Genomic DNA, 26,316 nt, shown 5'->3' with positions numbered 1-26,316 from the left:
ACCCTTGCCCGCTCGCACACTTATAACCCGCTACAAATCATTACTAAAGCAACAATCGACATCCGTTGCTCGGAGTTGAGATCAGGTCTATATTTGGAGCGATATTATGGTTTAACCATCATGGATTCATAAGAACAATGATGCTGCGCGGCCTCTTAATTCTAGTTTCAGTTTTCATGCTTTCCACCGCTCTGGCGGGCAAGGCATCTGCTGGCCTGAATGCAGAAAAGAGCCTGCAAACGGCCATAACAGATTACGATCCGATCTCCACCTTCAGAACCGGCGACAATGATGATTCTGACGGCGTTTCATCCCATCAATTCCAATTCTGCAACGACTTATTAAACCTCAAGCAACATCAGGGGTTTACCCATAGCACCAAAACCAGCCCGGTATACGCGTTTCCTATCCGCGGGCCACCGCAGCCTCACCTTTAATTCGTTACACCAACGTTCAATTATTCTGAGTAGATATCACATCCTTGAGTGGTGGCATGCTGTTGCGTCACTGTTCGGTGTGCTGCCTGCTCAAACCGAATTAGTGAGGCAACACCAATGAAACATCTGCAATTATTTCGTGCTAACAATGCCAATCACCTTGCACGCCCGGTAGCAATGGGCGCACTTTCTACCCGTGATTCCGCGTTGGAAGTTTTTACCGATTTCCATACATCGCCTGCTCTTATTGTAAACGCAAGCCTATCGGCACTACAGGCCGAATCGATGATGAAAACAGCCCATGTACGTTTGAAAATCGTGGTGGACAAAGGCGAACGGGTGGTAGGCGTCGTAAGTCTGGATGACCTTAGCAATCAGGAGGTGATCAAGCGAATTTCTCAGGGGTTCGATCGGTCAGAACTCAAAGTAGCTGACTTTATGCGACCGCTGTCTGCGCTGAAGGCGTTCTCTTGGTCGGAACTGCAAGACGCATCCATTCAAGATGTAATTGATTCGTTAGAACACAGCGGCCAGCAACACTGTCTGGTAGTAGATCGAAAGGAACAGGAAATACGCGGCATAATTTCTGCCAGTGATATCGCACGCAAGCTCAAGTTGCCAATCGATATTCACAGCGAATCCAATTTCGCTCGTATCTCCCACGTAATCTATCAACAGATCAACCCGCAACGCTCTCTAGTGAATAGTGCCTGAGAACGTAAAAGAAAAGCTTAGCAGGCATCCTCCTCAAAACCCCGGTGGCGCTTTGAAGCCACCGGTTATCTCTGCCAAAAGCTCTGCAAACCTGATGGTGAGCTTATCCTGAAACGGTGCCCCCACTATCTGCAGGTTGGCAGGCAAATTATTGGACGTCATCCCTACGGGTGCACTGGTGGCAGGCAATCCCAATAGAGATACTGGAGATATCCACATAAACAGATCCGTATAACTTCGCTGCTCATGACCTACGGCTATCTTGCGCTTGGACATATTTGCAAGCTGCTCATGACGATGCGCTGTTGTGGGCGTTGGGGGCATCAAAATCACATCATACTCTGCAAACGTCTGCAGGAATTTCTTTCTGATTCGAGCAATACGTTCCTCACGCTGCTGATGGATCGCATAACTCATGTTGGCCCCAAGTAAAAAGTGGGAGAAATGCCTGGGCACATTAATAAACGATTCAACCAGTCTGGCCAAGAAGCCCAACAACGCCATGCCCCGACGTAACAGCAATGGTTGAGGAACCCCGATCATCGCCCCCAGCTGCCCCAAATAATGGGGATAAAGATCTTCAAGGCAGAACTCAGGTGGGTTACTGCGCTCGACCACAACCCCCTTTGCTTCCAACTTATCGGCTACATCCAAATACAGTGCCTGCAGCGCTGGATCGATGGGACACAGCTCATCATCCATCCATAGAAGCACTTTAAAATCGGACAAATTTTGCTTGGAGCATTCAGGCAAACTGACCCTCCAGCCTGCTTCCATATCCGGGGAAGGCCCAAGCAAAACATCCAGCATTAACTCGAGATCTGACGCACTGCGCGCCATGGGGCCGGCCACAGCCAGAGCAGAAGGCTCCCGTTGAGAGCCCGGAGGACCAGGCACGTGCCCTTGCAAAGAAATAATGTTTTGAGTGGGCTTGTGGCCGTAAACTCCACAGTAGTGGGCAGGAATTCGAATTGACCCTGCCAGATCGCTGCCCAGCTCCAAAGCGGTAAAACCGGAAGCCAAAGCGGCTGCCGCGCCCCCGGAGGAACCACCTGGCGTTAGATCAATGTTCCAGGGGTTGTTGGTGGTTCCAAACACTTTATTGAAACTCTGCAGATCTGAGGCCATGTAAGGGACATTCGTTTTACCATAGATAATGGCTCCGGCATCCTGTAAACGCTTAACAGTAATAGCGGGAGCAGTGGGTCGGTGATAACGATATTCCGGAGCACCAGCAACACAGGTCATGCCCGGCACTTCATAGGTGTCTTTCACCGTGATGGGCAAGCCATGGAGAGGGCCCAGATCAACGCCCTGCTGCGCTTTTTCATCGGCTTCGTCTGCAAGCTTGCGAGCCGCTACCAGATCGGTACTGACAATGGCATTGATGCTTTTATTCTTTTCCTCCATGCGCGCAATACTGTGCTCCAGCAACGCTCGGCTGCTTATAGATCCGCTTTTAATACCCTGCACCAAGTCGGCTGCAGTCATGTATGTCCACTCTGTATTCAAAATACACCTCAATTAGCGGTAGGCAATCGCTCATTATGCGTTGCCGTATCAACATTGGTAACGGGTAAACAGGACAAATTTACTGTCATTGCAGGCCAGACTATGACTGCCGCTTTATCAGCAGCAGTTTGTCTTCACGCGATAATTTTTTGATTTGGGCCTCTCTGCTGGAGGCCTCCGAACGGCCTTCTGCCGATTCAGAATATATCAGTTCAACCGGGCGGCGAGCCTTAGTGTATTTTGCACCGGCCTTTCCTTGATTATGTTCGCGGGTGCGACGCTCTAAGTCGGTTGTAATACCGGTATACAAGGTACGATCGGCGCACTGAAGTATGTAAACAAACCAGGATGAAGCCATGCCTTATCGCAACCACCGCAACCAACGAAATGCAATCAATACGCTGGCCAAGGACGCGCTGACGTAGGTTAATGCGCAGGCCCTTAAAATGTGGCGTGCCGCCAGCATATCCTGCTGAGAAAGATAATTGCCCTTCTGCAATATGGGCAAGGCTTTATTAAAACTCGCATCCCACTCCACCGGCAAGGTAATCAAATGCACCAATGTCGACATTAAAACACCCAACACCATTATCACCAGCGCTACGCGCATCAAGCCCGGACTAACGCCGGCTAACAGCGGTAACGCTATCAACGCAATCTGCGCAGCTTTTGATGCAACGCCTGCCAGAACAGCCAGGCGGTATCGGGCCACCAAGCCACCGGAGCCCTGGTGGTGTTGTATTGCATGCCCCACTTCATGGGCTGCCACCACAACAGCAGTTAAAGATTTACCATCATAGTATTCAGGGGTTAAGCGTACCATGCGTTCAGTCGGGTCATAGTGATCACCCTGATTCGTTGTTTCAACCCCAACCCCATGGACAGAAAACCGATCCAGCAAATGACGGGCAAACTCGCCTCCCGTGCCAGGAAAATCATCACGATTTTGGCTGTGTTTACGCAAAATTCTACGCGTCGCATATTGGGGATAAAACATTACCCCCAGCAACAGCAGCACCAACACCACATAAATCATTTGCGCACCTCAATGCGATAACCATACGACGCAATCACCTGTTGAGCGCTTTTGCTGTGTAAAAATGCCAGCAACTCCTTGGCCGCCTGACTATTCTGGCCCAGCGTCAGCAACACTGCATCCTGATGAATCGGGCTATGCAGGTTGGATGGCACTATCCAGTAGCGGCCGATTATGGGTTTGCCAGGCTGCTTGATCTGGGAGAGCGCAACGAACCCATACTCGGCATTGCCACTGCTTACAAACTGATGGGTTTGGGCAATATTCTCTCCCACAACCCAAAACTGTTTTGTTGTTTGATCTAACTGCAATGCTTGCAAGGTTTGCACAGCCGCGAGGCCATAAGGTGCCAGCTTTGGGTTGGCCAGGGCCACATGGTCCAGATCAGCGCGGCGCAAAACATCAATATCAAAAGGTTCACCTCCCTCGGCAGCAGACCATAAAGCCAAAGCGCCTGTAGCATAGGTAAAGTCACTTCCTACAACAGCTCGACCTGACTCCAGCAGTGTTTCAGGCTTGTCTTGATCAGCGGATAAGAACACCTGGAATGGAGCACCATGCTGAATCTGAGCAAAGAGCTTACCTGAGGAGCCAAATGAAAGTTTGAGTCGGTGACCGGTATCGTACTCAAAACGTGCTTTCAGTACTTTCATTGGCGCACTGAAATTGGACGCCACTGCCACCAGAACTTCATCAGCCCTGACAACAAACGAGCATCCTAACAATAACAGCCCTATATAGAGTTGGAACGACTTTCCGACCTGCATTAAACACCTGACTCCAATTGCAACCCAATACGAACAACATTACCCGCTCTCCACCTAGACATTTATACCATTTATCACGCACATTGGCTTTATCGCTTAATTTAATTGAACGATACGGCAATAGAACCGAATAGAAACATAGCTAGCATAGAGCGCTGCGCTTTGACCTGAATGGACAGCAAAGCAATCTACCTATTGACCGTTTGAGATAAAAATGCCCAACAACTCTGTCTTCACCCGTAGGTTCTCTTTGTCAGATCTAGTCTACGCTGCCAGTGGGTATCGCCAACACCACTCCAACCAACCGGTGTCGCAACTGATCGTAGAGGGCTACGGACAGATCAACCATCAATCTCTGCTAGATGCCGTCACCATAGCCTCTGAAACCAGCCCTGTATGTCGGTTACGCCTTTCTGGAAAGTGGGGATTCAAACGCTGGAGTGCCGACGGAGCACTGCCAACCGTGCATTCAATATCACGCGAATGGAATGGCGACTACTCGGAGGATCTGGATTTTATTGACACACCCCTGGATCTTATCGACGGCCCTGTTGCCGAAGTGATTCAGCTGGTAGGAAGCAAAACCTGGTTGATATTCCGCATTCATCATGCAGTGACCGATGGCGTTGGTTTGGTGGAGTTTGTCATGAGTGTTTTTGCAGCCCTGAACGGAAAGCAGCCACCTAACTACCATTCCAGAATCACCCTGGAGAACATGCCAGAAGGCAATCTAGATGCGTTGCCTGCAACTGTACGCAACGCACCGGTTCCATTCCCTATGCCGCCTCAACCAATCAACACAGATCGTTCACGGATCTGGCAACGAATCACTCTTCCTGGCAAGGATAGCCGTATCCTACTGAGAACCATATTGGCCCTGAGCCAACTGAGTGCAACCTCTGATAAAAGAAGCGCGCGTATACAGGTTCCGGTCAACCTGCGTCGCCACCTTCCCGAAGAAATGACATCAGCTAACCTGATCGGCATGATACGCTTGGATGTTGATCATAACGAAACACTACGCAGCCTGGTTAAAAAGTTCAGCCTTCTTATGGAACAAAACCAGGAGCTGCCTGTAGCCGTGAAATCCTTAACATCTCGAGCCATGTTCTGGATACCCTTGCCACTGCTTCGGGCTCTGGAAAAACGCGTAATCAGACAACTCTTACGTCGCCCTGCCTTTCGTTGCAGCGGTACTGTATCGTCCTTGGGAATGATTCAACTGGAGGCACTCTCTACACAAAGCTTCAACGCAATCAGCGCGTTCGGTATACCAATACCCCCTTTGGGCACGCCGCTTATGGCCGTCATCATGAGCAACAACCACCAATCCGAACTAGTGATATCAGCCTGCCGGGCTCTGATCACCCCCATCGAATTCAGCGCTCTGGCTGAGCAGCTCATACAGAAATTAAACAATTCATGTTGAGCGCCCGCCTGGACAAGAGGACTATCAGCCAGCCCCTTCCATCAACGGGAGCGAAGCCTCTGTTACATCCGTAAGCCAGATCACCACACCATAGCGCAACCCTTTGCCGATACCACACAACAGAAGCAAAACCCACAATCGTACCCGCATAATGCCAGCAACAAACGTGAGCGCATCTCCGCCCACTGGTAGCCATGCAAACAACAAGCTCCAACTACCATAGCGTTGAAACCACGCCTGCGATTTACTGAGGCTGCCGGGCTTAAACGGAAACCAGCTGCGATCCTGAAAATGCAGCAGATAACGCCCCATCACCCAATTCACTGCAGCACCCAAGGTATTGCCCGACGTAGCAGCCAGCCACAACGGAAACACCGGTTTACCTTCCAGCAGCAGCGTAATAAGAACCACTTCTGAATAAAAAGGGAGTAGGGTCGCCGCCAGAAAAGCGCTAAGAAACAACAGCCCGTAACTGATCATAGTAACTCGGGCTCATGCAACACTACATGGCTGTCATTCCGACTGACTGCCTTTTCGAATAGGCGAAAGATATGACGTTGCTCCGCCCGATAAGGAAGATACTCGGGGTGCCACTGCAACCCTAACAAAAATCCATATTGCCCTTCTATTGCCTGCACAAAACCATCCCTATCCCGGCCGGCGACAGTAAGCCCATCACCCACCCGCTCAATCGCCTGCTCATGCAGGCTGTTTACTCGCAATGACTTGATACCCAACGAGCAACACAGGCGACCATCAGCATCTAGATCCACCCATTTTATCGGACGGATACTGCGTCGATTTGGGGTAAGCCTCCGCAACGGTCTGATATCCTGGTTCAGCGTTCCGCCGGACACAACGTTAATCAATTGGGCTCCGCGACAGATCCCAATCATTGGAATATTGCTGTCCAATGCCTGCCGAATCATCGCTACTTCGAAACGATCCCGTTCCACATCATAACGCCGCCGTGGATGGTACTCGCCTCCATATTGCTCTGGTTCGATATCATCGCCACCACCAATGATTATGCCGTGTATGACCTGCTTGGGCATGCCGGAATGGGCTGTCACGTAGATGGCCCGCAGCCCCACCAAACGCAACATAAATCGAGTAGCCCACCAGGCAAACGGATAACGTTTGTGAGGGCCGGTTACCGCAATCAGCGGCGAATCCACAGGAGTATGAACATCGGATGTCTGTGCCGGAATAACTAGTGCTCCTGTAACAGTTTGCTGCTTTCTTTTAACCATTCGGTATCAAACGGCGTGATAAATGACTTTAGGTAGCGCCGGTATTGATCACAGAACTGTTTCAGCCAAGCAGGATCATTGGCTAAACGCTCTACTTGCAACCAGTTTTGCCAAGGTTGATCCAAATTCCAATCCAGGTTGTCGATATCACAGTTCGGTAAACGGTAATGCAGAGTGGGTCGTGCCTTGATGCGCGGATCATCCAATCGACTACGGACTCGATCCTCATCCAGGTGTGCAAACAGCGGCAACATATCCATGCTGCGATTGCGGGTTGGATTATCCTCAATATAGTCATCGATAAATTGCGCTAAGGTTGGTTGATAACGGGCATCGATGACTTTCTGAATAAAATCCTTACTAAAGTGCTTGATGTAGTTAGTTAACTTTCGGGTCAGGTCGATCTGATCCTGCTCGGCAATCCATTCGTACAAGCAGAGGAACGCCCGAAAATAGGAAAGAATCGTGTCAATATCCGTCGCGGGCAGCTCAGGATTCAGGTGTAAGCCGAAGGCGTACCTCAGACTGTTGCGCGTACCCAATGCCCCTGCGCTCCGCAAACTGGCAAATAATTGTGAAATCTGCGGCAGATCGGAAAGCAAAACAGGTGGCGTCACCAGCTCCCAGGGCACAAACTGCTCTGCCGCTTTGGTAAGTAACTCAGCGGCCACGGCTTCGATAGAGAACTCGTCCTCCAGATCACCGGATTCCTCGAGTAACGCACCAACCGCCTTGATATAAGAGGCATCCAACTCAATACCAAACTTCCCCAGCGTGGTGTTTTGCAGCGAAAACTCGAAGCTGCTGCGCCGCTCCAACTCTCCGCCAAACTGTTGTTGCACACACCCGATGATCTGCCCCGCATCCAGGCCAGCAAACTCCAACTCAACGCCCACGCGCCGCTCACTGCCTTTATTGGTTAGGGTCACCGGAGGCAACCAAATACTGGAATCTGTCACTATGGGCCTCTATCCTGCTGTAAATTAGTTCCCGCGTTCCTATTGATACCACGTCCATACTGCAGATTTACTGTAACCTAAACGGCCAAGTCACGGAATGCCTGTATAGCGGTCAAAAAAAGTCTAAACTACTAATAAGTCAGTCAGCAGTAGTGGATACCTGATTTATGCAACAACTCGTCGTAACCCGCGACATGTTCGAGTCTCAGCTTGAACTTGCTATCTCCAAAGTCAAAGATCCTCGGATTGGGCTGTTCGGCCCTGATTCCATGATGTGGAAGCTCTCCCGCCATGCGCTGTTTGGTGCCCATGGCTCCGGCCGCGCCCTGCTGCTCCAGATCGCCCACCCCTGGGTAACCCGTGGCGTCGATGAGCATTCCAAAACCCGCTCAGATCCGCTAGGACGAGCAAAGAGAACCTTCACCACCGTACTTTCCATTGTGTACGGTGATTTAGAGCAGGCTACCAAGTACGCCCGTGCTGTGCATAACGTACACAACCGCATTCAAGGCACAATGGATTCCAGTGCCGGAGCCTTTGGCGAAGGCACTCCCTATATGGCCAACGAGGCCAATGCCTTACTGTGGGTTCACGCCACGCTGTGGGATACCACGGTGATGATGTACGAATTGTTCCGCCGCCCTTTGTCAGCGGAGGAAAAAGATCGTTTTTACAACGAGACTAAGCTGTTCGCGTATATGTTTGGTATACCTGATGCAATCTTGCCGCCGGACTGGGAATCCTTCAAAGAGTACAATCGCAGCATTTGGGACTCGGATCAACTGGTGGTGACGGACTCCACCCGTGAATTGGCAGCGTTCTTGTTTGCGCCACTTCATTTCACATTAACACCCGCCATGGCCTGGCTAAAAATCACGACAGCAGCGACGCTGCCAACAAGGCTGCGAGAGGAATTTAACTTACCCTACGGAAGAAAAGAGAGGCTGATCTTTGCCAGTGGCCGGAAGATATTAAGTGTGGCAGAACCCATAACCCCAGGACTCATTCGAAATGGGCCAGCCTACGTAGAGGCCAGTCGACGCATCCGGGGCCTTCCTTCAACCATCATGACCCGCGCCCTCACCCGGGCCATGTTCGGACGACCTGAATTGGTGGCATTGAAGCAACCCACTAAGCCGTAAGTAGATTAAATGGGTTCAATTTTACGAACAATTCTGCGCCCGGTTTCTGGAAAAAACCGTCATAGCAGTGAGGGCGTTTATCCACATCAGTATCCGCCAGCCAGTGCCCGTACTCAAAATCAATAATGCCATCAATGCCATCCAGTTCAATGGCAAAAGTGCGATGACCGGTATTAAGAATGACTACAACCGGTTTTTGCATTTCCCGCAGACGCTCGCTGGCCTGCTCAAACAGATTCATCAACTGTTTTAGCGTCGAGTGCTTTTCCTCTTCTAACATGCGTATGGCAACGTCGACCTGACCCTGCCGTTGCGATACATCCAAGAGCTTCTCAGCAAGCGCATGAATTCGCTTATGGGGTTCATCGAAGAGCATCATTATCTTTTTCAGCTCGTCATCCTCGGGAGCATAATGATCGTACCAAATGCCAAAAGCGCATTTGTGAGGATCCGTTGCTTTGGTAAAATCCACCCCTTCACAAATACTCTCATGGAGAGCATCCATCCAGTCGATATGATCCTGGCGGCGTTGGGCCAACAACGCTATCAGCTGCTGACAGTCCTCCTGTTGAGAGCTCATGCCAACCAAATCACAAAATGGATAAAGCGGGATCTGGGCATCCTGAAACTGAAATACTCGATGGTTCTGATGCTCAGTATCGGGTACCTCACGGGGAGCGATGGCTGCCAGCGAAGTGATATAACGTATATGGCGTACCGCCAACGCATAGCGGGCATCCAGTAGTGCGAAAGTCAGATAGCTTCCGGTAACTGTGTCTTCAACAGCGGGGACAACAGAATTCATGATACACCTCCTTTCTAACCAGTGTAGATCAAGATCCCGTTACCTGATGTAAATGGTCAGCGTCCAATTTTGTATCTTTATCCACCAGCAGCAAAAGCACTGGCAAGTAGAAAAAGTCCACCAGTAATGCCATAACAAAGGTGAGCGCAGTGAACATGCCCATTTGGGAATTAAGCACAAACCCAGACATGGAAAGCACAAGAAACCCTGCAATAAGCACTATATTGGTGGCCAACAGCGCCACCCCCACGTTAGAAAAGGAATAACGTACCGCTTGCTCTGGTGTTGCGCCCTGTTCACGTCTAACCCGCAAATACTTGCTTAGAAAATGTACTGTATTGTCCACCACAATACCCAGGGTCATGCCAATGGCGATGGCAATGGAAATACCCACCTCACCCACAAAAATAGCCCATAGGCCAAAGGCCAAGCCCGCCGGGATCAAATTAGGAATGATACTGATCAAACCAATTTTTAACGAACGCAGCGCGACAATTAAAATTATCGATATGATAATCAACGCTAGGATAGACCCTTCAAGCATACTGATCGCATTGCTGATGCCCGCATGAGAAAACAACAGCGTAGTGCTACCGGCATCAAAACGGATATCTGGCGCATGCACACGCAAATAATCGGCGTACTTCTTCTCGTATCTCAGCATTGCAGCAGTATTCTGCTCAACAAGGTTCACCGTAAGGCGCGTGGCGGTTTTCTCAAAATTAATCTGATTATTAAGATCCAAACCAAACGGCAGGCTCATCTCATAAAGCAACAAATACTGCGCTGCCAGCTCGCGCTCCTGAGGCAGCTTCTCCCAGGCTGGATCATTGCCATGCATGTTCCGATTCAAACGCGTAAAGATGTCGGTTATGGACATCACCTGTGCCACTTCTGGCTGCAGTTTCAGCCATTCGCTAAACTGATGAACCTGTTGTAAAAATCTCGGATCATAGACTCCTCCTTCGTAGGGGCTATGCAGTGAATACTCCACACTGTAAAAGCTGCTTAAGTTTTCACTGATGAAATCCGTTGCGTCCCGAGTTGGGTTGCCCTGTTTAATAAATCGCAGAAAGTTGTCGTTGATGTCATTTCGCGGAATGCAAGCAATTAGCGCAATGGTAATGACGCTCACACCCCAAAGCAGGCCAGTGCGGTGGCGCACCACAAAATTGGCAAACGGATCAATGGCATGACTCTGCCTCACTTCACTGTTACCCACTCGCGCAGGCAGCACCAGCATCAGTGCTGGCAGAAAAAAAATCGCGAACAGAAAGGCGGCCACAACCCCTATCGCCACCACATTACCTAACACATTAAAGGGCGGTAAATCACTGAAATTCATACTCAGAAAACCGATCGCAGTGGTAAGACTGGTAATAAACACCGGTTGAAAGTTCAAACGCAAACTGGTGCGCATGGCGCTGAACTTGTCGTGACCCTGACGCAAGTAGAGGTAATAGGTCACCAGGATGTGAACGCAATCGGCAACGGCCATGGTCAACACGATGGTCGGCGCACCAGCAGAACCAGAAGTAAGAGGCCACCCTATCCAGCCCATGGCCCCCATGGCAACCGCGATCGAAAACAGGATAACCACCAGTGTTGCAAATGTGCCCCAGAACGATCGCAACATCAGCACCAACACCAACAGCACCACCAGCAACATAAAGGGCATGAGCGTAACCATCTCATCGCCGATGATCTTTTCAGACGCGTAGTTATATTCAACAATACCCGACAACAGCACTCTCACATCAGGATAGCGATCCGCAAATTCTGCCCGCAGCGCCCTTGCTGCCTCTCCGACCTCGTGCAGCGAATCTCCCTGATGCACCGGTAGATTGATCACCACATTCACGCCAGCAACCTTGCCGTCTGCTGATATCAGTTTTTTCACCAGCTGAGGCTCATTCAACGCAATTTGGCGAATACTATCAGCCTGCTGTGAGGTCAAATTGACTGCGTCCTCCACCAATTCACGCACCACCAACCCATCATCGTCGGCATCCGTGTGCTGAAAGTTCACAACCGAATCAACCCGCTGGGAATACGGCAGCTCCCAAGCTCGACGAGTCAACTCGCTTATAATCAGCAGGGTTTCCGGTGTAAAGACTGTGGCTTCGGTTGCTTGCACAACAAATAGAACTGAATCCGTTTGCGTATAAGCATTACCGATACGATTAAAGGCCATTAATTGCGGGTTGGTTTCCTTGAAAAACGCCTTGTAGTCTGTATCCGGCTGCAGATACTGCGCGCCCCATCCAAACACCACAGCCACTATCAGGGACACGACAATCATGCCATAGCGCCAGCGCACCACCTTCTCTATCAGCCAGTTGGCCATGGATTCATCTCCTGATTATTCACTGGGGAGCAACTTATTGTTTTAGCTTAATATTAAGACAAGCACCACCAGCGTATACATCGTATACCTGATCGCCAACAGCCATGACACTTCCCCCCGCAGAAAAATGCAATTCTATGAACTATAACTAATAGATAGACACCATGGATTGAGGTATTAAGTTCTGAACTTCCAACCCCGACAGTACCTATGGCTGGCGCCGACAATAGCTGCTGTCTGCATGATTGCGACTGGTCTGTTTATTGACCGACTTAACAACCAAACTGAAAACGAACATCTGCGCAACGAAATATTGAGTAAAATCAGCGTATTGCGTGCTCGCTTGGAAGGTGACATCAACAGCAATCTACAGACTGTGCAGGGAATGGTGGCGATAATCAGCGTCGAGCCGGATATCACACAGTCGCGCTTCGGTGCTTATGCCAGCATACTGCTACAAGATCGCCCACTTCTCAAAAACATCGGTGGTGCACCGGATATGGTGATTCGCTATATCTACCCATTGCAGGGAAATGAAGGAGCCCTGGGACTGAATCTGGGTAAAAATCCGGTACAAAGGCAAGCGGCCATGTCTGCACGGGACAGTAAGGATATGGTGATAGCAGGGCCTCTTAAACTTGTGCAGGGCGGCAACGGCATTATTGGGCGTATACCGGTGTTTGTTGAGCAGAACGGTCAGCGCACATTTTGGGGGCTGGTGTCTGCAGTGATTGACGCCGACTTGCTTTTCAAACGCAACGGGCTGCTGGATGCAGAGGTGCCCTATGCCATATCCATTCGTGGCAAGGACGGGCTTGGCGCGAAAGGCGCTGTTTTTTTTGGTGCTGCCGAGCTGTTTGATCAAAACCCGGTACTGGCCACCATCTCGTTACCCGCTGGCCATTGGGAAATAGCCGCTGCGCCTAAAAATGGCTGGCCTGCTCACGCTAAAAACGCAAACGCACTGCGTGCCACGCTGGTAGTCATAGGGAGCTTGATCTGCCTGGTGTTTTTCATCCTGACCTACCTGTACCAACGGCGGCAGATCGACAATAGGCGGTTACGTGCTCTCGTTGAATTATCGCCGATCGGTATCGCGCTGAATGAGTTTTCCACCGGGAAATTTATCGAAATCAATGACGCCCTCAGCAGGCCAACAGGCTACACCAAGAAAGAGCTTCTGGCGCTGGATTATTGGGATATCACGCCCCGTGATTACGAGGAGCAAGAGGCCGCCCAACTGGAGAGCCTTAACAGCACAGGTCGTTATGGCCCCTATGAAAAGGAATACATACGAAAAGACGGCAGCAGATTTCCTGTTGTACTAAACGGCATACTGCTGCGGGAAAGCAATGGCCACGAATACATATGGTCGATTATTGAAGACATCACCGAACGCAAACAGGCTGAGGAGAAACTGGCCAACCAGCAGGAAGTGTTGGAGCAGATGAGCAAGCAAGCGCGCATTGGAGCCTGGGAAGCCAACCTGGAAAAGAACACCCTGTACTGGTCCCCTATGTGCAAACTGATTCAGGGCGTTGCCCCGGAATATGAACCTACACCTGAAGATGGTATACGTTATTTCGAAGAAGGCGCTCATCAGAACGCCATGCAAAAGGCGATCGAACTATGTCGCACCCAGCAACAACCCTGGAAGCTGGAATCCAAAATAATCACCGCTGACGGCAATGAAGTTTGGGTATGTAGCATTGGCCAGGGTGAGTTTAAAAATGGAACCTGCACCCGACTGTTTGGTTCATTACAAGACATCACAGAGCGCAAACTCAACGAGCAACGACTGGCACAGACCCACAATGAACTGGAACATCAAATGTCCCTACTACGGGCAATTGAGCGCGCCCAATCCACCTTCATTGCTAACGAGAACTACCTGCAGACCTTTGACAACCTGCTTAGCAACGTCCTCACCCTTACCGACAGCCAATACGGGTTCGTGGGCGAGATACATTACAATTCAGCAAGCCAACCCTTTTTAAAAATCCGTTCAATCTCAAACGTAGCACTGGATGAAAAGTCTGATGAGTTTTATGAAGGCCTGCTCAAGGATGGCACGGAATTTCGTAATCTAGAACCACTGTTTGAGCGCGCACTGACATCATTGCAACCTGTCATTTCAAATACCCCAAAAGAAGACTCCCCTAACGGTCACCCTGCCCTGCATTCATTTTTGGGCATCCCCATCACACGCAACGGCAAAGGCATCGCTATGGTTGGCCTGGCTAATCGGGGCTCTGGCTACAATCAGAAAATGGTGAAATGGCTGGACCCCCTAATGATGACCATTGGCCAGCTGATTGAAGGCTACAGGAACCAACAGGCAAGAAACCAAGCCGAAAAAGACCTGGTAGCCGCGAAAGATGCTGCAGAGGCGGCAACCCAAGCCAAAAGTGACTTTTTGGCGACAATGAGCCACGAAATACGTACCCCCATGAATGGCGTGCTGGGTATGTTGAATTTGTTACAGCGCACAAAGCTCGATAGCGACCAATTGCGACGATTGCAATTAGCCATGAGTAGCGCCGAGTCATTACTGCTACTTATTAACGACATTCTTGATTTCTCAAAAGTGGATGCAGGTAAACTGGACATTGAAGTACTGGATTTTGATCTACGGGCAATGCTCGGTGACTTCTCCGAATCCATGGCACTGAAGGCCCAGGAAAAGGGGTTGGAATTGATACTGGATCTGAGAGGCATCCAAGTTTCCATGGTTAAAGGCGATCCCGGTCGTGTCCGTCAGATCTTTACCAACTTGGTTGGCAACGCCATAAAATTCACCCCGCAGGGTGAAATCTTAGTACGATGCAATATCACGCAACAGAACGACAAACTCCGCTTTGAATCATCCGTTCAGGATACGGGTATCGGCATTCCAACCAACAAGATATCCAATCTGTTTTCTCCTTTCACCCAAGTGGATGCCAGCACTACTCGCCAGTATGGCGGTACCGGACTGGGCCTGGCTATCTGCAAGCAGTTAGTGAACAAAATGGGGGGCGATATTAGCGCTACCAGCACGCCAAATCAGGGTAGCCGATTTGAGTTTCACATATTGCTTGAGCCCAGCGACATGGCCAAGCAGGTAATACCAGAGCTGGATACCACCTCATTAAAGGTATTGGTGGTAGATGACAACAGCACCAACCGGGAGGTGCTTCACGACCAACTGCAACTGTGGGGGATCACGGTTGCACAAGCCAGCAGCGGAACAGAGGCTCTGGCTTGCTGTGAGGATAGACTGACGCGCACTCCAGAACAGCAGCCTCCCTTTGACATCGCTATTCTGGATATGGGAATGCCAGGGATGAACGGCGCACAATTGGCAGAAAAACTAAAAGCTGATCCACGTCTGGTAAAAATGCAATTGGTGATGATGACCAGCATGGCGCACCGGGGTGATGCCCGCTATTTTGAAAAGCTCGGATTTAGCGCCTATTTTCCCAAACCAGTCACCACCCAAGATCTATTTATCGCGCTTTCAGTGATATCCAAACAGAGCGAAAGTAATGAGCGCAGACCACTACTCACCCGCCACTCCCTCAAAGCACTGCGCGACAATCACCAGCAGGCAATCGTTCCAGATTGGCCACAAAAAGCTCGGATTCTTCTGGTGGAGGACAACTCCATTAATGTAGAAGTCGCGAAAATGATTCTAAATGAACTGGGCTTGAATGCAGATGTAGCAGGAAACGGACTGGAAGCCATTCAAACTCTGGCAACTGCACCACAACCAGAACCCTACACTTTAATACTGATGGACTGCCAAATGCCAGAATTGGATGGCTACGAAACCACCCGTCGCATTCGGGCAGGTTCAGCTGGGGAGCATAATAACAATATTCCTATCATCGCCATGACTGCCAACGCAATGAAAGGTGATCGCGAAAAATGCATCCAAGCAGGCATGAACGACTACCTAAGCAAGCCCATATCATCAGATGCACTGCTGCGAAAGTTAAAGCTATGGATTTTGGATGAAACACAAGACAGCGCCTTTCAATGTGAACAGCCTGACGAATCTGCAAATAGTGACCATCAGCCTAGTGACGAATCCATATGGGATGAAGTGGCTGCTCTATCTATGGTCAAGCAGCGGCAAGATCGGCTGCAACTGCTTCTGGAATCATTCATGAATCATGTGCCACCGCACCTGGACAACTTATCCTGCGCGGTGCAGGAACACAACACCAGCCAAAGCCAGTATCTGGCCCACACGATAAAAGGCAGCGCTGGACAAATGAAAGCCTCTCAACTGGAACAAGCATGCGCGGCTATGGAATACGCCGCCAGCATCGCTGATACCGATAAAATGAAGGCACTGTTGCCTGCTGTATTGGAAAACGCCCAAGTGGTATTGAACCGGTTTAACTCATGGCTGGATTCCCGCGATTGAACACTGTTGGCACCGACTTCTGCCTGAGGTAACCTGAGGTTACTAACAGCACTCAAGTTGCGCTCATGCCAAATAAAACTCCACCAATAACAGACATATTGCAACAAGGCCGCTGGTTCAATGCCATTCCTGAACCGTTGCAACGTGCCCTTATCAGTAATGGCAAAACCCAAACCATTGCCCGTGGCAATACGCTGTTCTCTCGCGGCGATCCAAACTGCGGCTTATATGCCGTGATTGAGGGCGCTTTGCGGATCAGCATGCTGAGTGAAGATGGTAAGGAGGCCATTCTCACGTTTATAGATCCTCCAAATTGGATCGGCGAGGTCTCCTTGTTCGATAGCCAACCCCGAACCCATGACGCTATCGCCGAAACCGACAGCATGTTATTGCATGTGTCGGAAGCAACACTGCAACAAATTCTGCAAGAGACGCCTGAATATTGGCGTTCTTTCGGCCAGCTGCTGACACAAAAACTGAGATTAACCTTCTACGCCATTGAAGATTTTGCCCTCTTACCGGCCCCACAGAGGCTTATCCGGCGATTGGCACTGATCGCTGAAGGCTACGGCAATCGCACGGCACACACACCTCCGACCATTCGTTTACACCAGGAGCAACTCGGACGCATGCTCTCCATCTCTCGCCAAACCACAAATCAGATCCTCAAAGATCTCGAAGCAAATGGCATTGTTAAACTGGTATACGGCGGCATTGAAATTTGCGATCTGAATGCGCTGCAGAAGCTCGGAAACCTGCCACCAATGTCAGCCAGATGACAGACTTAGCATCCCCCCTGCGGCTAGCATAAGCGTGATAATATATGCCCAGGCCAAAGCAGCAGAGGATCCAAGAATGAGAAGCTTGACTGAACAGCTCACACAGTACGCCAGCTACCACCGCGACAAGCGCAATATCATCACTCACTTTGTGGGTATACCTTTGATAGTGGTGGCAGTCGCAACCCTGCTGGCACGCCCGGAGCTCAATATCATGGGCATAGCGTTGACACCGGCACTGTTGGTTGTTGTTGCCGCCAGCACCTACTACATCAAGCTTGATTTACGTTTTGGCATGGCCATGGTGGCAGCGTTGATTATAAGCCTGTGGATCGGCAACGCCCTGGCGGCACTATCAACTGAGCTATGGTTGCTAAGTGGTATTGGTCTGTTTGTCGTAGGCTGGATTATTCAGTTCGTCGGTCACGTTTATGAGCGCCGCAAACCTGCTTTTATCGACGATATAATGGGTCTGGCCATCGGCCCTTTGTTTGTGGCGGCAGAAGTAGCCTTCATACTGGGCTTACGCAAGGAGTTGCAAGATGCCATTGAAGGCGTGACCGGCCCTGCGGTGATCAAAGAGGCGACAACCTCATCCTGAGCCCAACTCTGATACTATGGAGCAGTAGGCTGCTTACGCGCCTGCTCCTCCAGCACCAATTGATCAACCAATGCACGTTGCTGTTCAAATCGAAGGGGAACTGACTGACGCTGAACTTGATCAAACCAACTATAAGTAGCAACCTCCACCTTATCTAACGGCCCCCCCGAGCTACGCTGCTCGAGCTCACACGAATAAAGCTGGAAACCATTTCCGAACTCACGAATTTTATGACGCACCTGAACCCTGAAACCGGTTTCTTCGTAGGTTTCTCGCTGTGCAGAACAAACAGCGCGCTCCCCAGGCTCGGCTGTACCGCCAGGCAGAGCCCAAAGGCCACTGATTCTTTGCTGTATCATCAGTAGCTTGCCATCCTGAACAATCATACAGCCGGCATTACCAATCGTTTGATCATCCGGTAATTGGCCGCAATCCTCCGTGGTAACTGCACAAGCAGGCAGCACAGTACAAATCAAACAAAACAGAAGCCTAATGTTCATATTATTCTTTTTGGTCGGAAATTAAGGCCGCTCGCTCTTATCCAGCAATTGCCTGACAAGGTCCAGACGGTCGCGCGGGAATATTGCCCATTATGCCTTCTGCCTCCAATCGATCCAACCATTGCCCAGCCAAATCATTAGCACCGCCCACCAGTGTGGCGTTGGCAAATGCCTGAAAGGCTTTCTGAGGGCGATTTAATTTATACTCACTGATGCCTAACATCAGATTCGCACGCCCCACCATCAGAGGTGGTACAGCCTTACCGCAGAAATCCATCATGACATTATGCATCTGCTTCCAGTTCTGATTCTGCATCAACATCTGGGCCCAATAAAGATACAACTCAGCATCCCTGGTCAGGGTCGCTGCTTGTTGCAGCGCCTGGAGAGCACGCTTTTGCTCTTGGGCATGCAGCCAGTATTCAAACAGAACTCGGTAGTGTTCACCGGTAGCACTCACCACCCCTTGAGAGATTGCCTCAGACAACACCTCAGCACCTTTATAGGGGTTCCCTTGGGATGCATAAAGGCTGCCCAACAACAGAACATTCTGTTCACTGAACGCCATTCCCTGCAATTCAGCCAATGCAAGATAAGCCAGCGCTTGTTGCGCCTTATTTTGTTTCAGCAGCACCGCCACTAATTGAAACCAATAGTCGCTTTTACTCATGTCATAATTCAACTGCTGCTCTAACGCTGAGGCACACAGATCGTAATCCTGAATCTGATAGGCCAACGCGATCATTTGCTGATACAAAGCTTCTTGGTCCGGCGTTAGCAGTGAGAACAGTTGATCAAGGGTAGAAGCAACCTGCAAATAATCATTTAATGCATAATAGATATGAGCGTAGGTGAGCAGCGTTTGTGGATCCTTAAGCGGCGGCTGATGCCCCAAAGATGATAAGGTTTGCAGCGCAAGATCCGGACTGCCCATGGCAAGATAAACACCCGCCAGCTCTCGGTGCAGATCCCGGTTAACAACATCCGATAACCCCTGTGCAGCAAGTGCCTCCTTATAGTAGGCAACCGCCTTATCATAATTACGCTGCTCAACATAATGTCGCGCCAACTGAACACCGGCACTGGAGCGCGCATAATCCTGCCGAATATCGCCAAACTGTGCTTCCAACTGCTCGATGGAAACACTGGCAGCCTCATCCAGTGATTGACCTGGATTCAGCAGTAGCTTGCTTCGGTACTGTTCCGCCAGAGCCGACGGCGACACCGATTCCAAAAGTAGAATAACCAAGGTAAGGAGCACTGCATTGCTTGGAATACGCATTAAGTCATCCTAATCAAGGTATGGGGTGTTATCAGGATAATCACGCCAGAAAAGTTCAATTTTCTGGGTAAGAATAATATCGCCCTTGTGCTTGATACTCCTCATATCGTAAAGCCAGTCCTGAACAGCACGAATGACATTGTCTTCATAGACACCACCGGGCCGCGCATCCAGCACCCGAACATTGGCAGTACGACCATCTGGCTTCAAAGTAAATGCCACCAATACCCAGCCATCTATCTTATTTTCCCAAGCCACCTCAGGAATATTGGGACGCCGCGTGGCCAACGGTATAACTTCAACGAAACCTTTGCCTTTTTCGCCTGCTTGAAAAGCATCACCACTGAGCGGCGCGCTCCAACTGGACTTTGGTGCTGGCACATTAAAGGCGTTACTGCTCATTTTCGGCTGCGGTAATGCACTGGGTGCGGGTGCCGCTACCGTTTGCGGCAACGTTGCAACAGGCATCATGCTTTCCTCCGCGAAAGACGGTTCAGATGCAACTGCCTGCTCGGGAGTGGTTTGGGGCTCTGCTTCATCCGGTGGGGGCTCAACAAACTGCATGCGTGTTACCGCCTGATCGATGTTTTGCTGAATCGTTTCCCCACTCAGCAACCTGATCATAAAGATAAACAACAACACAGAAACAAGCACTGCAAGCAAACCGCTTACAAATAATCGCAATATCATGATCCTGCTCGCCGTGCGGCAACGGCAATTTGCTGAATTCCCGCCAAACGGATCTGATCCATGACTTTTACCAGCACACCGGTATCTGCTTTTTCATCAGACTGAACCACCACCGTTCCCTGCGGGTTTTCTGCATGCATACGGGCAACCTGTGCTTTCAGTGCGCGTACATCAATGGGCCTCCCATCGATCCAGATATCCCCGGATTCATGTATTGCTATCAGTATATTTGCGCTTTCCTGTCGCTGAGCCGTTTCAGCCTCTGGGGTATTTACGGCGATACCTGATTCCTTCACAAATGATGTTGTAACTATGAAAAAGATCAACATGATGAACACCACGTCCAACATGGGTGTTAAATCCAGTTCAGTCTCTTGATCTCCTGGTCGGTGTCTACGCACAGCCATGGCTCGCCTCCACTGCTTGATCATCGCTGCCAATGGGCAGGCTATCCGCAAACCTGGCTACCCTGTTGTCGGCCCAACGCTGTAACTGAGCCGACATATATAAACCACTGATGGATACCACCAGGCCGGCCATTGTAGGTAAAGTGGCTCGAAACACGCCACGAGCCATGGCTTGCGCATCGCTGGAACCTTCAACTGCGACTACATCAAACACGGTCACCATCCCGGTAACCGTACCCAACAATCCAAGAAGAGGGCAAAGCAAAACAAGGGCTTTAATAAGAGGCAAAAAAGTATGCAGTCGGATACTGACTTCGGCAATGAACGCATCCCGCACCCGGTGGGCACACCAGGACTGACGATCGATACGCTGTTGCCACTGAACTCTCAGCGCATCTGCATTGCCAGACACCCCAAACCAGAAATACCAAAGCCGCTCGATAATTAATGTCCAAAGCAGGCAACTCAGAATCAGCAACAACCAGATCACAGGCCCACCCTGCTCTGCAAACGCATTAATATCCTGCCAGGGATCAATCATTGCCAGACCTGCCACTGCCTGCCCTGACCTGTTCCAGGCGACGCACCAACAAGCCCGCGCTCTGCTCATCCAGACGCTGCACTAAGCTGCGTGAAAGAGACACTACAAAACTGTGACTAAACAGCAAAGGAATAGCCACAACCAACCCAAGCACCGTTGTCATCAAGGCCTGGGATATGCCGCCAGCCATTAGTTTTGGATCGCCATTACCAAATAAGCTGATGGACTGAAAGGTGAGGATCATGCCCGTTACCGTCCCAAGCAGCCCCAGCAAAGGTGCCACCGCAGCCAGCAACTTAATGAAATTTTGCCCTCTTTCTAACGCCGGCAATTCTGTAAGCACCGCCTCATCCAGTTTAAACTGATAGTTCTCATCATTATCCGTTGAAAACCCGCCAGCCTTTATTAAAACCCTGCCCAACGGATTTTTATCCGAAGGTGTCCCAACACTTTTAAGCTGAAGATTTACTTTCAAAGAAACCCAGCTCAGCCAACATACACGCCACAACGCCACTATGGCTCCTAGCCCTCCCAATGCCAGAATGATTACGCCGATCAAGCCAGCTTGCTCAACACGCTCTGCCACAGAGGGTGAGTGGCTGAGTTGATTGATCAACGCACCACGAGTTGGATCAATCACAGCGACATTCATGGCAGAAGCACTCGCTGACCAATTCGTTACTGCATCAAGATATCGGGCTGAAGGCTGCCTCGCGGGTAAAAGCAGTTCGTTACTCTCTGGTACATAACGAAGAAACCCGTCACGGCTGAATACGGTAAACAATCCTACCCTGGTCAGCTCCGCCGTTGTAATAGCACCACTGGCATCCACGTACTCGCCCCTATATTGGGCAATTTGTGCAGACTCCGTCATCTCATCCTGCATAGATAACCAAAGTAGCTCCAGATCACCTATTTCGGGCAAGGTTTGTAGCGCTGCAAGCCGAGCCAGGTCGGCATTTCGCTGCGGGCGTTCGGCCGACACCATGGATTGCTTCAGGGTGGCCGCTACTTCTCCAGCAATGCGATTGAAAGCGCCTTGCAAATCCCTGAGATTCTGGCTTTTCTCCTGCAGGTCTTTGCGCAAGGCGGCCAGCTCCTGGGTGCCCATTTCAAGCTCTCGCTGCAATGGCTGCAGCGTCCTTTCATGCTTGAGTTTTTCCGATCGGGCCTGATCCAGCAGAATTTTCTGCTGCTTCTGCGCCTGCTTGAAACGCTGTTCTCGCTGCAGCAGCTCGTTCTTTTCCTGCTGACGCTGCTGTTTAACCTGTTCCAATAACGCCTGCAGTGAGTCTGGTGCTGCATCCATTGGGCTCGCCACAACGGATGCGCTATTAAGTGGGGCAATAAAAGCCAAGCCACATATCAAGGAGAATGTGCATAGTTTTTTGTATAGACTCATGGCGCGACTCCGGCCATCACTGGCAACGTCAGTAATTTCGGTGCCTGCTGGCTTTTCGCAACAGCCACGCCCTCGCGTATTACCCGACTGTACTCGGATGACAGCGGCAGCCATTGCTTCTCTTGCCTGTTCCAATAACCAACCTCAGCGCCATCCTGGGTCATAAAATACAACGCCAATCTGCCTACTCGCAAACAGTCGACACTGCGCTTTTGCCCCTGCCAATCTATTTTTTCCCGATATGCTTCAAGGGTATGGCCGTATTCCAGCTCTACCTGGAATGCTTCCATAACCAGTTGAAATCGATCCACCAACGGCAGCTGTGAATTATGCAGTCGCTCACGGAGCAGTAATACAGCGTCAATACGCTCTTGCTGCTGGAACGGTAAATCCAGCACCACAAAGCGCTCCAGGGTTTGCACCATGCTCGCCAAAAGTGGAGCCAAGCGTTTTTCGGTCAGTTGGATTCGTTCAATCTGCAGCTGAAGGCTTTCTCGCTCCAATTGCTGCTGATGTAACTCCTGGGTAAGCTGATTCAAATACACCTGGTGATAATCGGCATCCAGCAACAAACGGCGATACTCTTCCAGCATGGCATTCGTGTCGTTAACTATCTTATTGATGCTCTGCTGTGACTGAACTGCCTGTTTCTGCAGATCTACAGTCAACTCTACACTGTCATTCAGGGATTGGCCTATTCCGGCACAGGCAAACGCCGCAAGCAGGCACCCTGCCATCATTTGGATCAAAGAATTCATTTGATTTCCTATAGTTACCCACTGACTACGTTATACTGCCCAAACAATAAAACAACAATAGTAGAGAAGGGTATTACTTAGCTATTCGCGGCCGAATCAACGTCTATATTGACCACATCAACTAGATTTCGAAGCATACTTTGGCGTACTAACTCAAGTTTAATAGGTTTGGACAGGTAATCATTCATACCCGCATCCAAACAGCGCTTACGATCCCCATCCATAGCATTAGCCGTCATAGCGACGATAGGTAAATGTGCCAGCTTATCAAATTTTCGAATTTGCCGGGTCGCATCAAATCCATCCATCACCGGCATTTGCACATCCATAAAAACAATATCCACCATAGCCCCCCTTAAGTATTGCAAGGCCTCCAACCCATTAGAGGCAAGATAAATATGTTGCACACCTAGCTTACTCAGGATTCCCTGAGCCACCTTTTGATTAACCTCATTGTCTTCAACTATCAGCACCCGATAAGAAGAGAAATCCACATCGTTTTGCTGGCGCTCTTCCTCTTCTATTTTGGCAACATCTGCATCATCGGCAATACAGCAAGGCAATGTAAAACTGAACTCACTGCCCTCTCCCGGCTCAGATGCGAGCCTCAATACACCTCCCATTAGTGTCACCAACTTACGGCTTATACTCAAGCCAAGCCCAGTACCTCCGTATTCCCTAGTGGTTGTACCATCCGCCTGTTGAAAGCTTTCGAAAATGGACTCCTGCTCACTATTGGCAATACCAATTCCGGTATCCACTACGGCAAAGCGCAGCCTCTGCCCTCCTTCGTAGACTGTGTCCAGTTTTATAATGACACCACCTCGCCGAGTAAATTTAATTGCATTGCTAATCAGATTCGTAAGCACCTGCCATAACCGTGTGCGATCCCCAACAATGTAATCTGGCACCGACGAATCCACCATAACCCGGATAGTCAGGTGCTTATTCTTAACCTGCTGACTGTAAAGACTGGAAAGATCCTGGATTAGCTCCCTCAAGCTGAATGCATTCTGTTCTAACACCAACTTGCCCGATTCAATCTTTGACAGGTCCAGAATCTCATTGATCAAAGCCAACAGCGTCTTGCCTGAGCGGCGCGCAATATCAATATAGTTTCGCTGCACAGAATCCAGTTCTGGGTTATCGATTAACTCGAGCATACCCAAAATGCCGTTCATCGGGGTGCGAATTTCATGACTCATATTGGCCAAGAACTTGGATCGCACCTGGAGCGCCTGCTCCAGCACCTTATTCACCTCACTGATTTCTTCAACATAGCGCTCACTGGCTTTGGTCTCGGCCAATGCCACCTCCTGCTCTCTTTGTATTTCAAAATGGCTTTTCTTAAGCTCACTAATACGGCCAGCCAGGCTCATGGAAAACAGCATGAGCTCCGCTGCTGAGCCTAGCTTAATGGCCATCGGCGCCAAAAAATAGAAGGGCACAAGATTGAGAGATGAGAGCGAGGTAAACATTACCGAGGATAGGAACATGCCCTGTCCAAACACAAAATAGGAGGCCGCCCGATAGCCTTTAATGTACTGAAAAAGCGCAACAGGAAACAGCAGAATAACGGTCACCATCACCAACATAACATTGATTTTTGCAGCAATGGTTGGATGCACTAACATCTCCGCCAGCAACGCCAGTGCAGGAACCAACATGTAATACCGATAAAATCGGTCCAGTCTCGGCAGTAACTCTTTGGTTTGCAGAAACGTCCGCGTAAATTGAATAAATGCCACCGCCATAGCAGTCGAGCAAAAATAGATGCCTTTATCGGTAATAAATGAATTCTGCGGGAAGAGCACACCCGCATATCCGTTAAGGGATGCGATAAAACCGATCTGGAATACAACACAGACTACATACTCAAGATAAATTCGCTCCCGCACCACAAGCATCAACAACAAGTTGTATACCATCATAGAGAGCGCAATGCCGTAATAGGCTCCATCCACCCACTCCGATTTGTTATTGAGTGCAACTAAACCGGTTTCAGTACTCAAATATATCGGTAAAGACAAAGAACTGGTGGACTGAACCCGAATATATACAGTTTGAATCTCTCCCGGGTTAAGGTGCAGGCGGTACAGATAATCCTTCACTGGATACTCACGCTGCTCTAGGCTTCGATGGTCTCCCGCCATCTGGTGGTTAATCACACCATCTTGATCAACATGATAGAAATCAACAAAGTCCAACAACGGGTAACGCACTTGCAGAGTAAGCGCAGAACTATGGAGAAGCCGATTGCGAATATCGATCCGTAACCAATATACCGATTGGCTGTATCCAAACTGCAAAGTATCCCGTGCTGTATATCCATATGCAGATTCCGGCTGCTTCAACACATCTTGAATTGTCCACTTGGCATCAGGGTCTTCAATAAAACCAACCGCACTAACCAAGCGTTGAGAAAAGTCTTTGTCTTGAATTTCCACGACGGGGCCATCCGCCCGCGCCAACGTCGCGGCACAGCCAAAAATCATACAGAGCAGTATCAACCTGGCAAGCAGGAAAAGACCGTACATTCGA

24 protein-coding genes are annotated in these 26,316 nt (G+C 49.9%); 7 read left to right on the top strand and 17 right to left on the bottom strand.

The features are described 5' to 3' along the window. Nucleotides 1–176 precede the first annotated feature (176 nt). Together Kalk_RS16760 and Kalk_RS16755 are read left to right on the top strand one after the other, a co-directional pair. Nucleotides 177–437 carry a hypothetical protein gene (locus tag Kalk_RS16760; protein ID WP_158643548.1) on the top strand — a complete coding sequence of 87 codons (261 nt, stop codon included), beginning with the start codon at nt 177–179 and terminating at the stop codon, nt 435–437. 117 nt (nt 438–554) lie between these two features. After that, complete coding sequence (locus Kalk_RS16755; RefSeq protein WP_101895348.1) at nt 555–1,151, top strand: CBS domain-containing protein; 597 nt, start codon at nt 555–557, stop codon at nt 1,149–1,151. A 33-nt stretch (nt 1,152–1,184) separates the two neighbouring features. Here the strand turns inward: Kalk_RS16755 and Kalk_RS16750 are convergent, their stop codons facing one another. From Kalk_RS16750 to modA, 4 genes are all read right to left on the bottom strand, one after another. Further along, nucleotides 1,185–2,642 (bottom strand): amidase family protein, encoded by a 1,458-nt coding sequence (locus Kalk_RS16750; protein WP_233716676.1) that lies wholly within the window; start codon nt 2,640–2,642, stop codon nt 1,185–1,187. Nucleotides 2,643–2,763: 121 nt separating this feature from the next. After that, nucleotides 2,764–3,021, bottom strand: coding sequence for a GIY-YIG nuclease family protein (locus tag Kalk_RS16745; RefSeq protein ID WP_101895346.1), 258 nt, complete (start codon nt 3,019–3,021; stop codon nt 2,764–2,766). Nucleotides 3,022–3,024: 3 nt separating this feature from the next. After that, nucleotides 3,025–3,699, bottom strand: a complete 675-nt coding sequence (locus Kalk_RS16740; RefSeq protein WP_101895345.1) for a zinc metallopeptidase — start codon at nt 3,697–3,699, stop codon at nt 3,025–3,027. Continuing rightward, a complete protein-coding gene (modA, locus tag Kalk_RS16735; protein WP_101895344.1) occupies nt 3,696–4,466 on the bottom strand; it encodes a molybdate ABC transporter substrate-binding protein in 771 nt (256 codons plus the stop codon). The genes Kalk_RS16740 and modA overlap by 4 nt, the downstream gene beginning before the upstream one ends. Before the next feature lie 214 nt (nt 4,467–4,680). On the opposite strand from modA, the gene Kalk_RS16730 reads away from it, so the two are divergent. After that, nucleotides 4,681–5,895, top strand: coding sequence for a hypothetical protein (locus Kalk_RS16730; protein ID WP_101895343.1), 1,215 nt, complete (start codon nt 4,681–4,683; stop codon nt 5,893–5,895). A gap of 24 nt (nt 5,896–5,919) precedes the next feature. Here Kalk_RS16730 and Kalk_RS16725 read toward each other — a convergent pair whose 3' ends face one another. The 3 genes from Kalk_RS16725 to Kalk_RS16715 are packed head-to-tail and all read right to left on the bottom strand — an operon-like array spanning nt 5,920 to nt 8,107. Continuing rightward, nucleotides 5,920–6,375, bottom strand: coding sequence for a YqaA family protein (locus Kalk_RS16725; RefSeq protein WP_101895342.1), 456 nt, complete (start codon nt 6,373–6,375; stop codon nt 5,920–5,922). Next, the gene (locus Kalk_RS16720; RefSeq protein ID WP_101895341.1) at nt 6,372–7,148 is read right to left on the bottom strand and encodes a gamma-glutamyl-gamma-aminobutyrate hydrolase family protein; all 777 of its coding nucleotides are present in this window, start codon (nt 7,146–7,148) and stop codon (nt 6,372–6,374) included. Before Kalk_RS16720 ends, Kalk_RS16725 begins: the two co-directional genes overlap by 4 nt. Next, on the bottom strand, nt 7,109–8,107 hold the full coding sequence (locus Kalk_RS16715) for an amidoligase family protein (protein ID WP_158643547.1): 999 nt from the start codon (nt 8,105–8,107) through the stop codon (nt 7,109–7,111). Before Kalk_RS16715 ends, Kalk_RS16720 begins: the two co-directional genes overlap by 40 nt. A gap of 167 nt (nt 8,108–8,274) precedes the next feature. Here Kalk_RS16715 and Kalk_RS16710 point away from each other — a divergent pair, with 167 nt between their 5' ends. Beyond that, the gene (locus Kalk_RS16710) at nt 8,275–9,249 is read left to right on the top strand and encodes an oxygenase MpaB family protein (RefSeq protein WP_101895339.1); all 975 of its coding nucleotides are present in this window, start codon (nt 8,275–8,277) and stop codon (nt 9,247–9,249) included. Here Kalk_RS16710 and Kalk_RS16705 read toward each other — a convergent pair. Continuing rightward, nucleotides 9,239–10,054: a CZB domain-containing protein gene (locus tag Kalk_RS16705; protein WP_101895338.1), complete on the bottom strand. Its 816-nt coding sequence runs from the start codon at nt 10,052–10,054 to the stop codon at nt 9,239–9,241. The two genes, Kalk_RS16710 and Kalk_RS16705, sit on opposite strands and share 11 nt — an antisense overlap. 28 nt (nt 10,055–10,082) lie before the next feature. Then, nucleotides 10,083–12,401 (bottom strand): efflux RND transporter permease subunit, encoded by a 2,319-nt coding sequence (locus tag Kalk_RS16700; protein ID WP_101895337.1) that lies wholly within the window; start codon nt 12,399–12,401, stop codon nt 10,083–10,085. Between the two features lie 241 nt (nt 12,402–12,642). Here Kalk_RS16700 and Kalk_RS16695 point away from each other — a divergent pair, with 241 nt between their 5' ends. The 3 genes from Kalk_RS16695 (at nt 12,643) to Kalk_RS16685 (ending at nt 18,195) form a co-directional block, all read left to right on the top strand. Continuing rightward, nucleotides 12,643–16,815, top strand: a complete 4,173-nt coding sequence (locus tag Kalk_RS16695) for a response regulator (protein WP_101895336.1) — start codon at nt 12,643–12,645, stop codon at nt 16,813–16,815. 65 nt (nt 16,816–16,880) lie between these two features. Further along, a complete protein-coding gene (locus tag Kalk_RS16690; RefSeq protein WP_101895335.1) occupies nt 16,881–17,594 on the top strand; it encodes a Crp/Fnr family transcriptional regulator in 714 nt (237 codons plus the stop codon). A gap of 76 nt (nt 17,595–17,670) precedes the next feature. Continuing rightward, nucleotides 17,671–18,195, top strand: coding sequence for an Mpo1 family 2-hydroxy fatty acid dioxygenase (locus Kalk_RS16685; RefSeq protein WP_101895334.1), 525 nt, complete (start codon nt 17,671–17,673; stop codon nt 18,193–18,195). Nucleotides 18,196–18,209: 14 nt separating this feature from the next. Here the strand turns inward: Kalk_RS16685 and Kalk_RS16680 are convergent, their stop codons facing one another. From Kalk_RS16680 to Kalk_RS16645, 8 genes are all read right to left on the bottom strand, one after another. Then, nucleotides 18,210–18,695, bottom strand: a complete 486-nt coding sequence (locus Kalk_RS16680; RefSeq protein ID WP_101895333.1) for an NUDIX domain-containing protein — start codon at nt 18,693–18,695, stop codon at nt 18,210–18,212. A gap of 37 nt (nt 18,696–18,732) precedes the next feature. Further along, nucleotides 18,733–19,977, bottom strand: coding sequence for a tetratricopeptide repeat protein (locus tag Kalk_RS21265; protein WP_158643546.1), 1,245 nt, complete (start codon nt 19,975–19,977; stop codon nt 18,733–18,735). Nucleotides 19,978–19,986: 9 nt separating this feature from the next. After that, nucleotides 19,987–20,667, bottom strand: a complete 681-nt coding sequence (locus Kalk_RS16670) for an energy transducer TonB (protein WP_101895331.1) — start codon at nt 20,665–20,667, stop codon at nt 19,987–19,989. After that, entirely contained in the window at nt 20,664–21,074 is a 411-nt protein-coding gene (locus tag Kalk_RS16665; RefSeq protein WP_101895330.1) for an ExbD/TolR family protein, read from the bottom strand. Before Kalk_RS16665 ends, Kalk_RS16670 begins: the two co-directional genes overlap by 4 nt. Then, nucleotides 21,061–21,630, bottom strand: a complete 570-nt coding sequence (locus tag Kalk_RS16660; protein ID WP_199767944.1) for a MotA/TolQ/ExbB proton channel family protein — start codon at nt 21,628–21,630, stop codon at nt 21,061–21,063. The genes Kalk_RS16665 and Kalk_RS16660 overlap by 14 nt, the downstream gene beginning before the upstream one ends. After that, nucleotides 21,608–23,017, bottom strand: coding sequence for a MotA/TolQ/ExbB proton channel family protein (locus tag Kalk_RS16655; protein ID WP_158643545.1), 1,410 nt, complete (start codon nt 23,015–23,017; stop codon nt 21,608–21,610). Before Kalk_RS16655 ends, Kalk_RS16660 begins: the two co-directional genes overlap by 23 nt. Next, the gene (locus Kalk_RS16650) at nt 23,014–23,775 is read right to left on the bottom strand and encodes a DUF3450 domain-containing protein (RefSeq protein ID WP_101895327.1); all 762 of its coding nucleotides are present in this window, start codon (nt 23,773–23,775) and stop codon (nt 23,014–23,016) included. The genes Kalk_RS16655 and Kalk_RS16650 overlap by 4 nt, the downstream gene beginning before the upstream one ends. A 77-nt stretch (nt 23,776–23,852) precedes the next feature. After that, nucleotides 23,853–26,312 carry a hybrid sensor histidine kinase/response regulator gene (locus Kalk_RS16645; RefSeq protein WP_101895326.1) on the bottom strand — a complete coding sequence of 820 codons (2,460 nt, stop codon included), beginning with the start codon at nt 26,310–26,312 and terminating at the stop codon, nt 23,853–23,855. Nucleotides 26,313–26,316: the final 4 nt, after the last annotated feature.

The organism is Ketobacter alkanivorans (assembly GCF_002863865.1).
Taxonomy (GTDB): domain Bacteria; phylum Pseudomonadota; class Gammaproteobacteria; order Pseudomonadales; family Ketobacteraceae; genus Ketobacter; species Ketobacter alkanivorans.
This window is presented reverse-complemented; position numbering and strand designations above follow the sequence as displayed.

What these genes read in the sequence shown, in the direction of transcription:
- Kalk_RS16760 (WP_158643548.1), top strand. Translation starts at nt 177, where the DNA reads ATGCTTTCCACCGCTCTGGCGGGCAAGGCATCTGCTGGCCTGAATGCA.
- Kalk_RS16755 (WP_101895348.1), top strand. Translation starts at nt 555, where the DNA reads ATGAAACATCTGCAATTATTTCGTGCTAACAATGCCAATCACCTTGCA.
- Kalk_RS16750 (WP_233716676.1), bottom strand. Translation starts at nt 2,642, where the DNA reads ATGACTGCAGCCGACTTGGTGCAGGGTATTAAAAGCGGATCTATAAGC.
- Kalk_RS16745 (WP_101895346.1), bottom strand. Translation starts at nt 3,021, where the DNA reads ATGGCTTCATCCTGGTTTGTTTACATACTTCAGTGCGCCGATCGTACC.
- Kalk_RS16740 (WP_101895345.1), bottom strand. Translation starts at nt 3,699, where the DNA reads ATGATTTATGTGGTGTTGGTGCTGCTGTTGCTGGGGGTAATGTTTTAT.
- modA (WP_101895344.1), bottom strand. Translation starts at nt 4,466, where the DNA reads ATGCAGGTCGGAAAGTCGTTCCAACTCTATATAGGGCTGTTATTGTTA.
- Kalk_RS16730 (WP_101895343.1), top strand. Translation starts at nt 4,681, where the DNA reads ATGCCCAACAACTCTGTCTTCACCCGTAGGTTCTCTTTGTCAGATCTA.
- Kalk_RS16725 (WP_101895342.1), bottom strand. Translation starts at nt 6,375, where the DNA reads ATGATCAGTTACGGGCTGTTGTTTCTTAGCGCTTTTCTGGCGGCGACC.
- Kalk_RS16720 (WP_101895341.1), bottom strand. Translation starts at nt 7,148, where the DNA reads ATGGTTAAAAGAAAGCAGCAAACTGTTACAGGAGCACTAGTTATTCCG.
- Kalk_RS16710 (WP_101895339.1), top strand. Translation starts at nt 8,275, where the DNA reads ATGCAACAACTCGTCGTAACCCGCGACATGTTCGAGTCTCAGCTTGAA.
- Kalk_RS16705 (WP_101895338.1), bottom strand. Translation starts at nt 10,054, where the DNA reads ATGAATTCTGTTGTCCCCGCTGTTGAAGACACAGTTACCGGAAGCTAT.
- Kalk_RS16700 (WP_101895337.1), bottom strand. Translation starts at nt 12,401, where the DNA reads ATGGCCAACTGGCTGATAGAGAAGGTGGTGCGCTGGCGCTATGGCATG.
- Kalk_RS16695 (WP_101895336.1), top strand. Translation starts at nt 12,643, where the DNA reads ATGATTGCGACTGGTCTGTTTATTGACCGACTTAACAACCAAACTGAA.
- Kalk_RS16690 (WP_101895335.1), top strand. Translation starts at nt 16,881, where the DNA reads ATGCCAAATAAAACTCCACCAATAACAGACATATTGCAACAAGGCCGC.
- Kalk_RS16685 (WP_101895334.1), top strand. Translation starts at nt 17,671, where the DNA reads ATGAGAAGCTTGACTGAACAGCTCACACAGTACGCCAGCTACCACCGC.
- Kalk_RS16680 (WP_101895333.1), bottom strand. Translation starts at nt 18,695, where the DNA reads ATGAACATTAGGCTTCTGTTTTGTTTGATTTGTACTGTGCTGCCTGCT.
- Kalk_RS21265 (WP_158643546.1), bottom strand. Translation starts at nt 19,977, where the DNA reads ATGCGTATTCCAAGCAATGCAGTGCTCCTTACCTTGGTTATTCTACTT.
- Kalk_RS16670 (WP_101895331.1), bottom strand. Translation starts at nt 20,667, where the DNA reads ATGATATTGCGATTATTTGTAAGCGGTTTGCTTGCAGTGCTTGTTTCT.
- Kalk_RS16665 (WP_101895330.1), bottom strand. Translation starts at nt 21,074, where the DNA reads ATGGCTGTGCGTAGACACCGACCAGGAGATCAAGAGACTGAACTGGAT.
- Kalk_RS16655 (WP_158643545.1), bottom strand. Translation starts at nt 23,017, where the DNA reads ATGAGTCTATACAAAAAACTATGCACATTCTCCTTGATATGTGGCTTG.
- Kalk_RS16650 (WP_101895327.1), bottom strand. Translation starts at nt 23,775, where the DNA reads ATGAATTCTTTGATCCAAATGATGGCAGGGTGCCTGCTTGCGGCGTTT.
- Kalk_RS16645 (WP_101895326.1), bottom strand. Translation starts at nt 26,312, where the DNA reads ATGTACGGTCTTTTCCTGCTTGCCAGGTTGATACTGCTCTGTATGATT.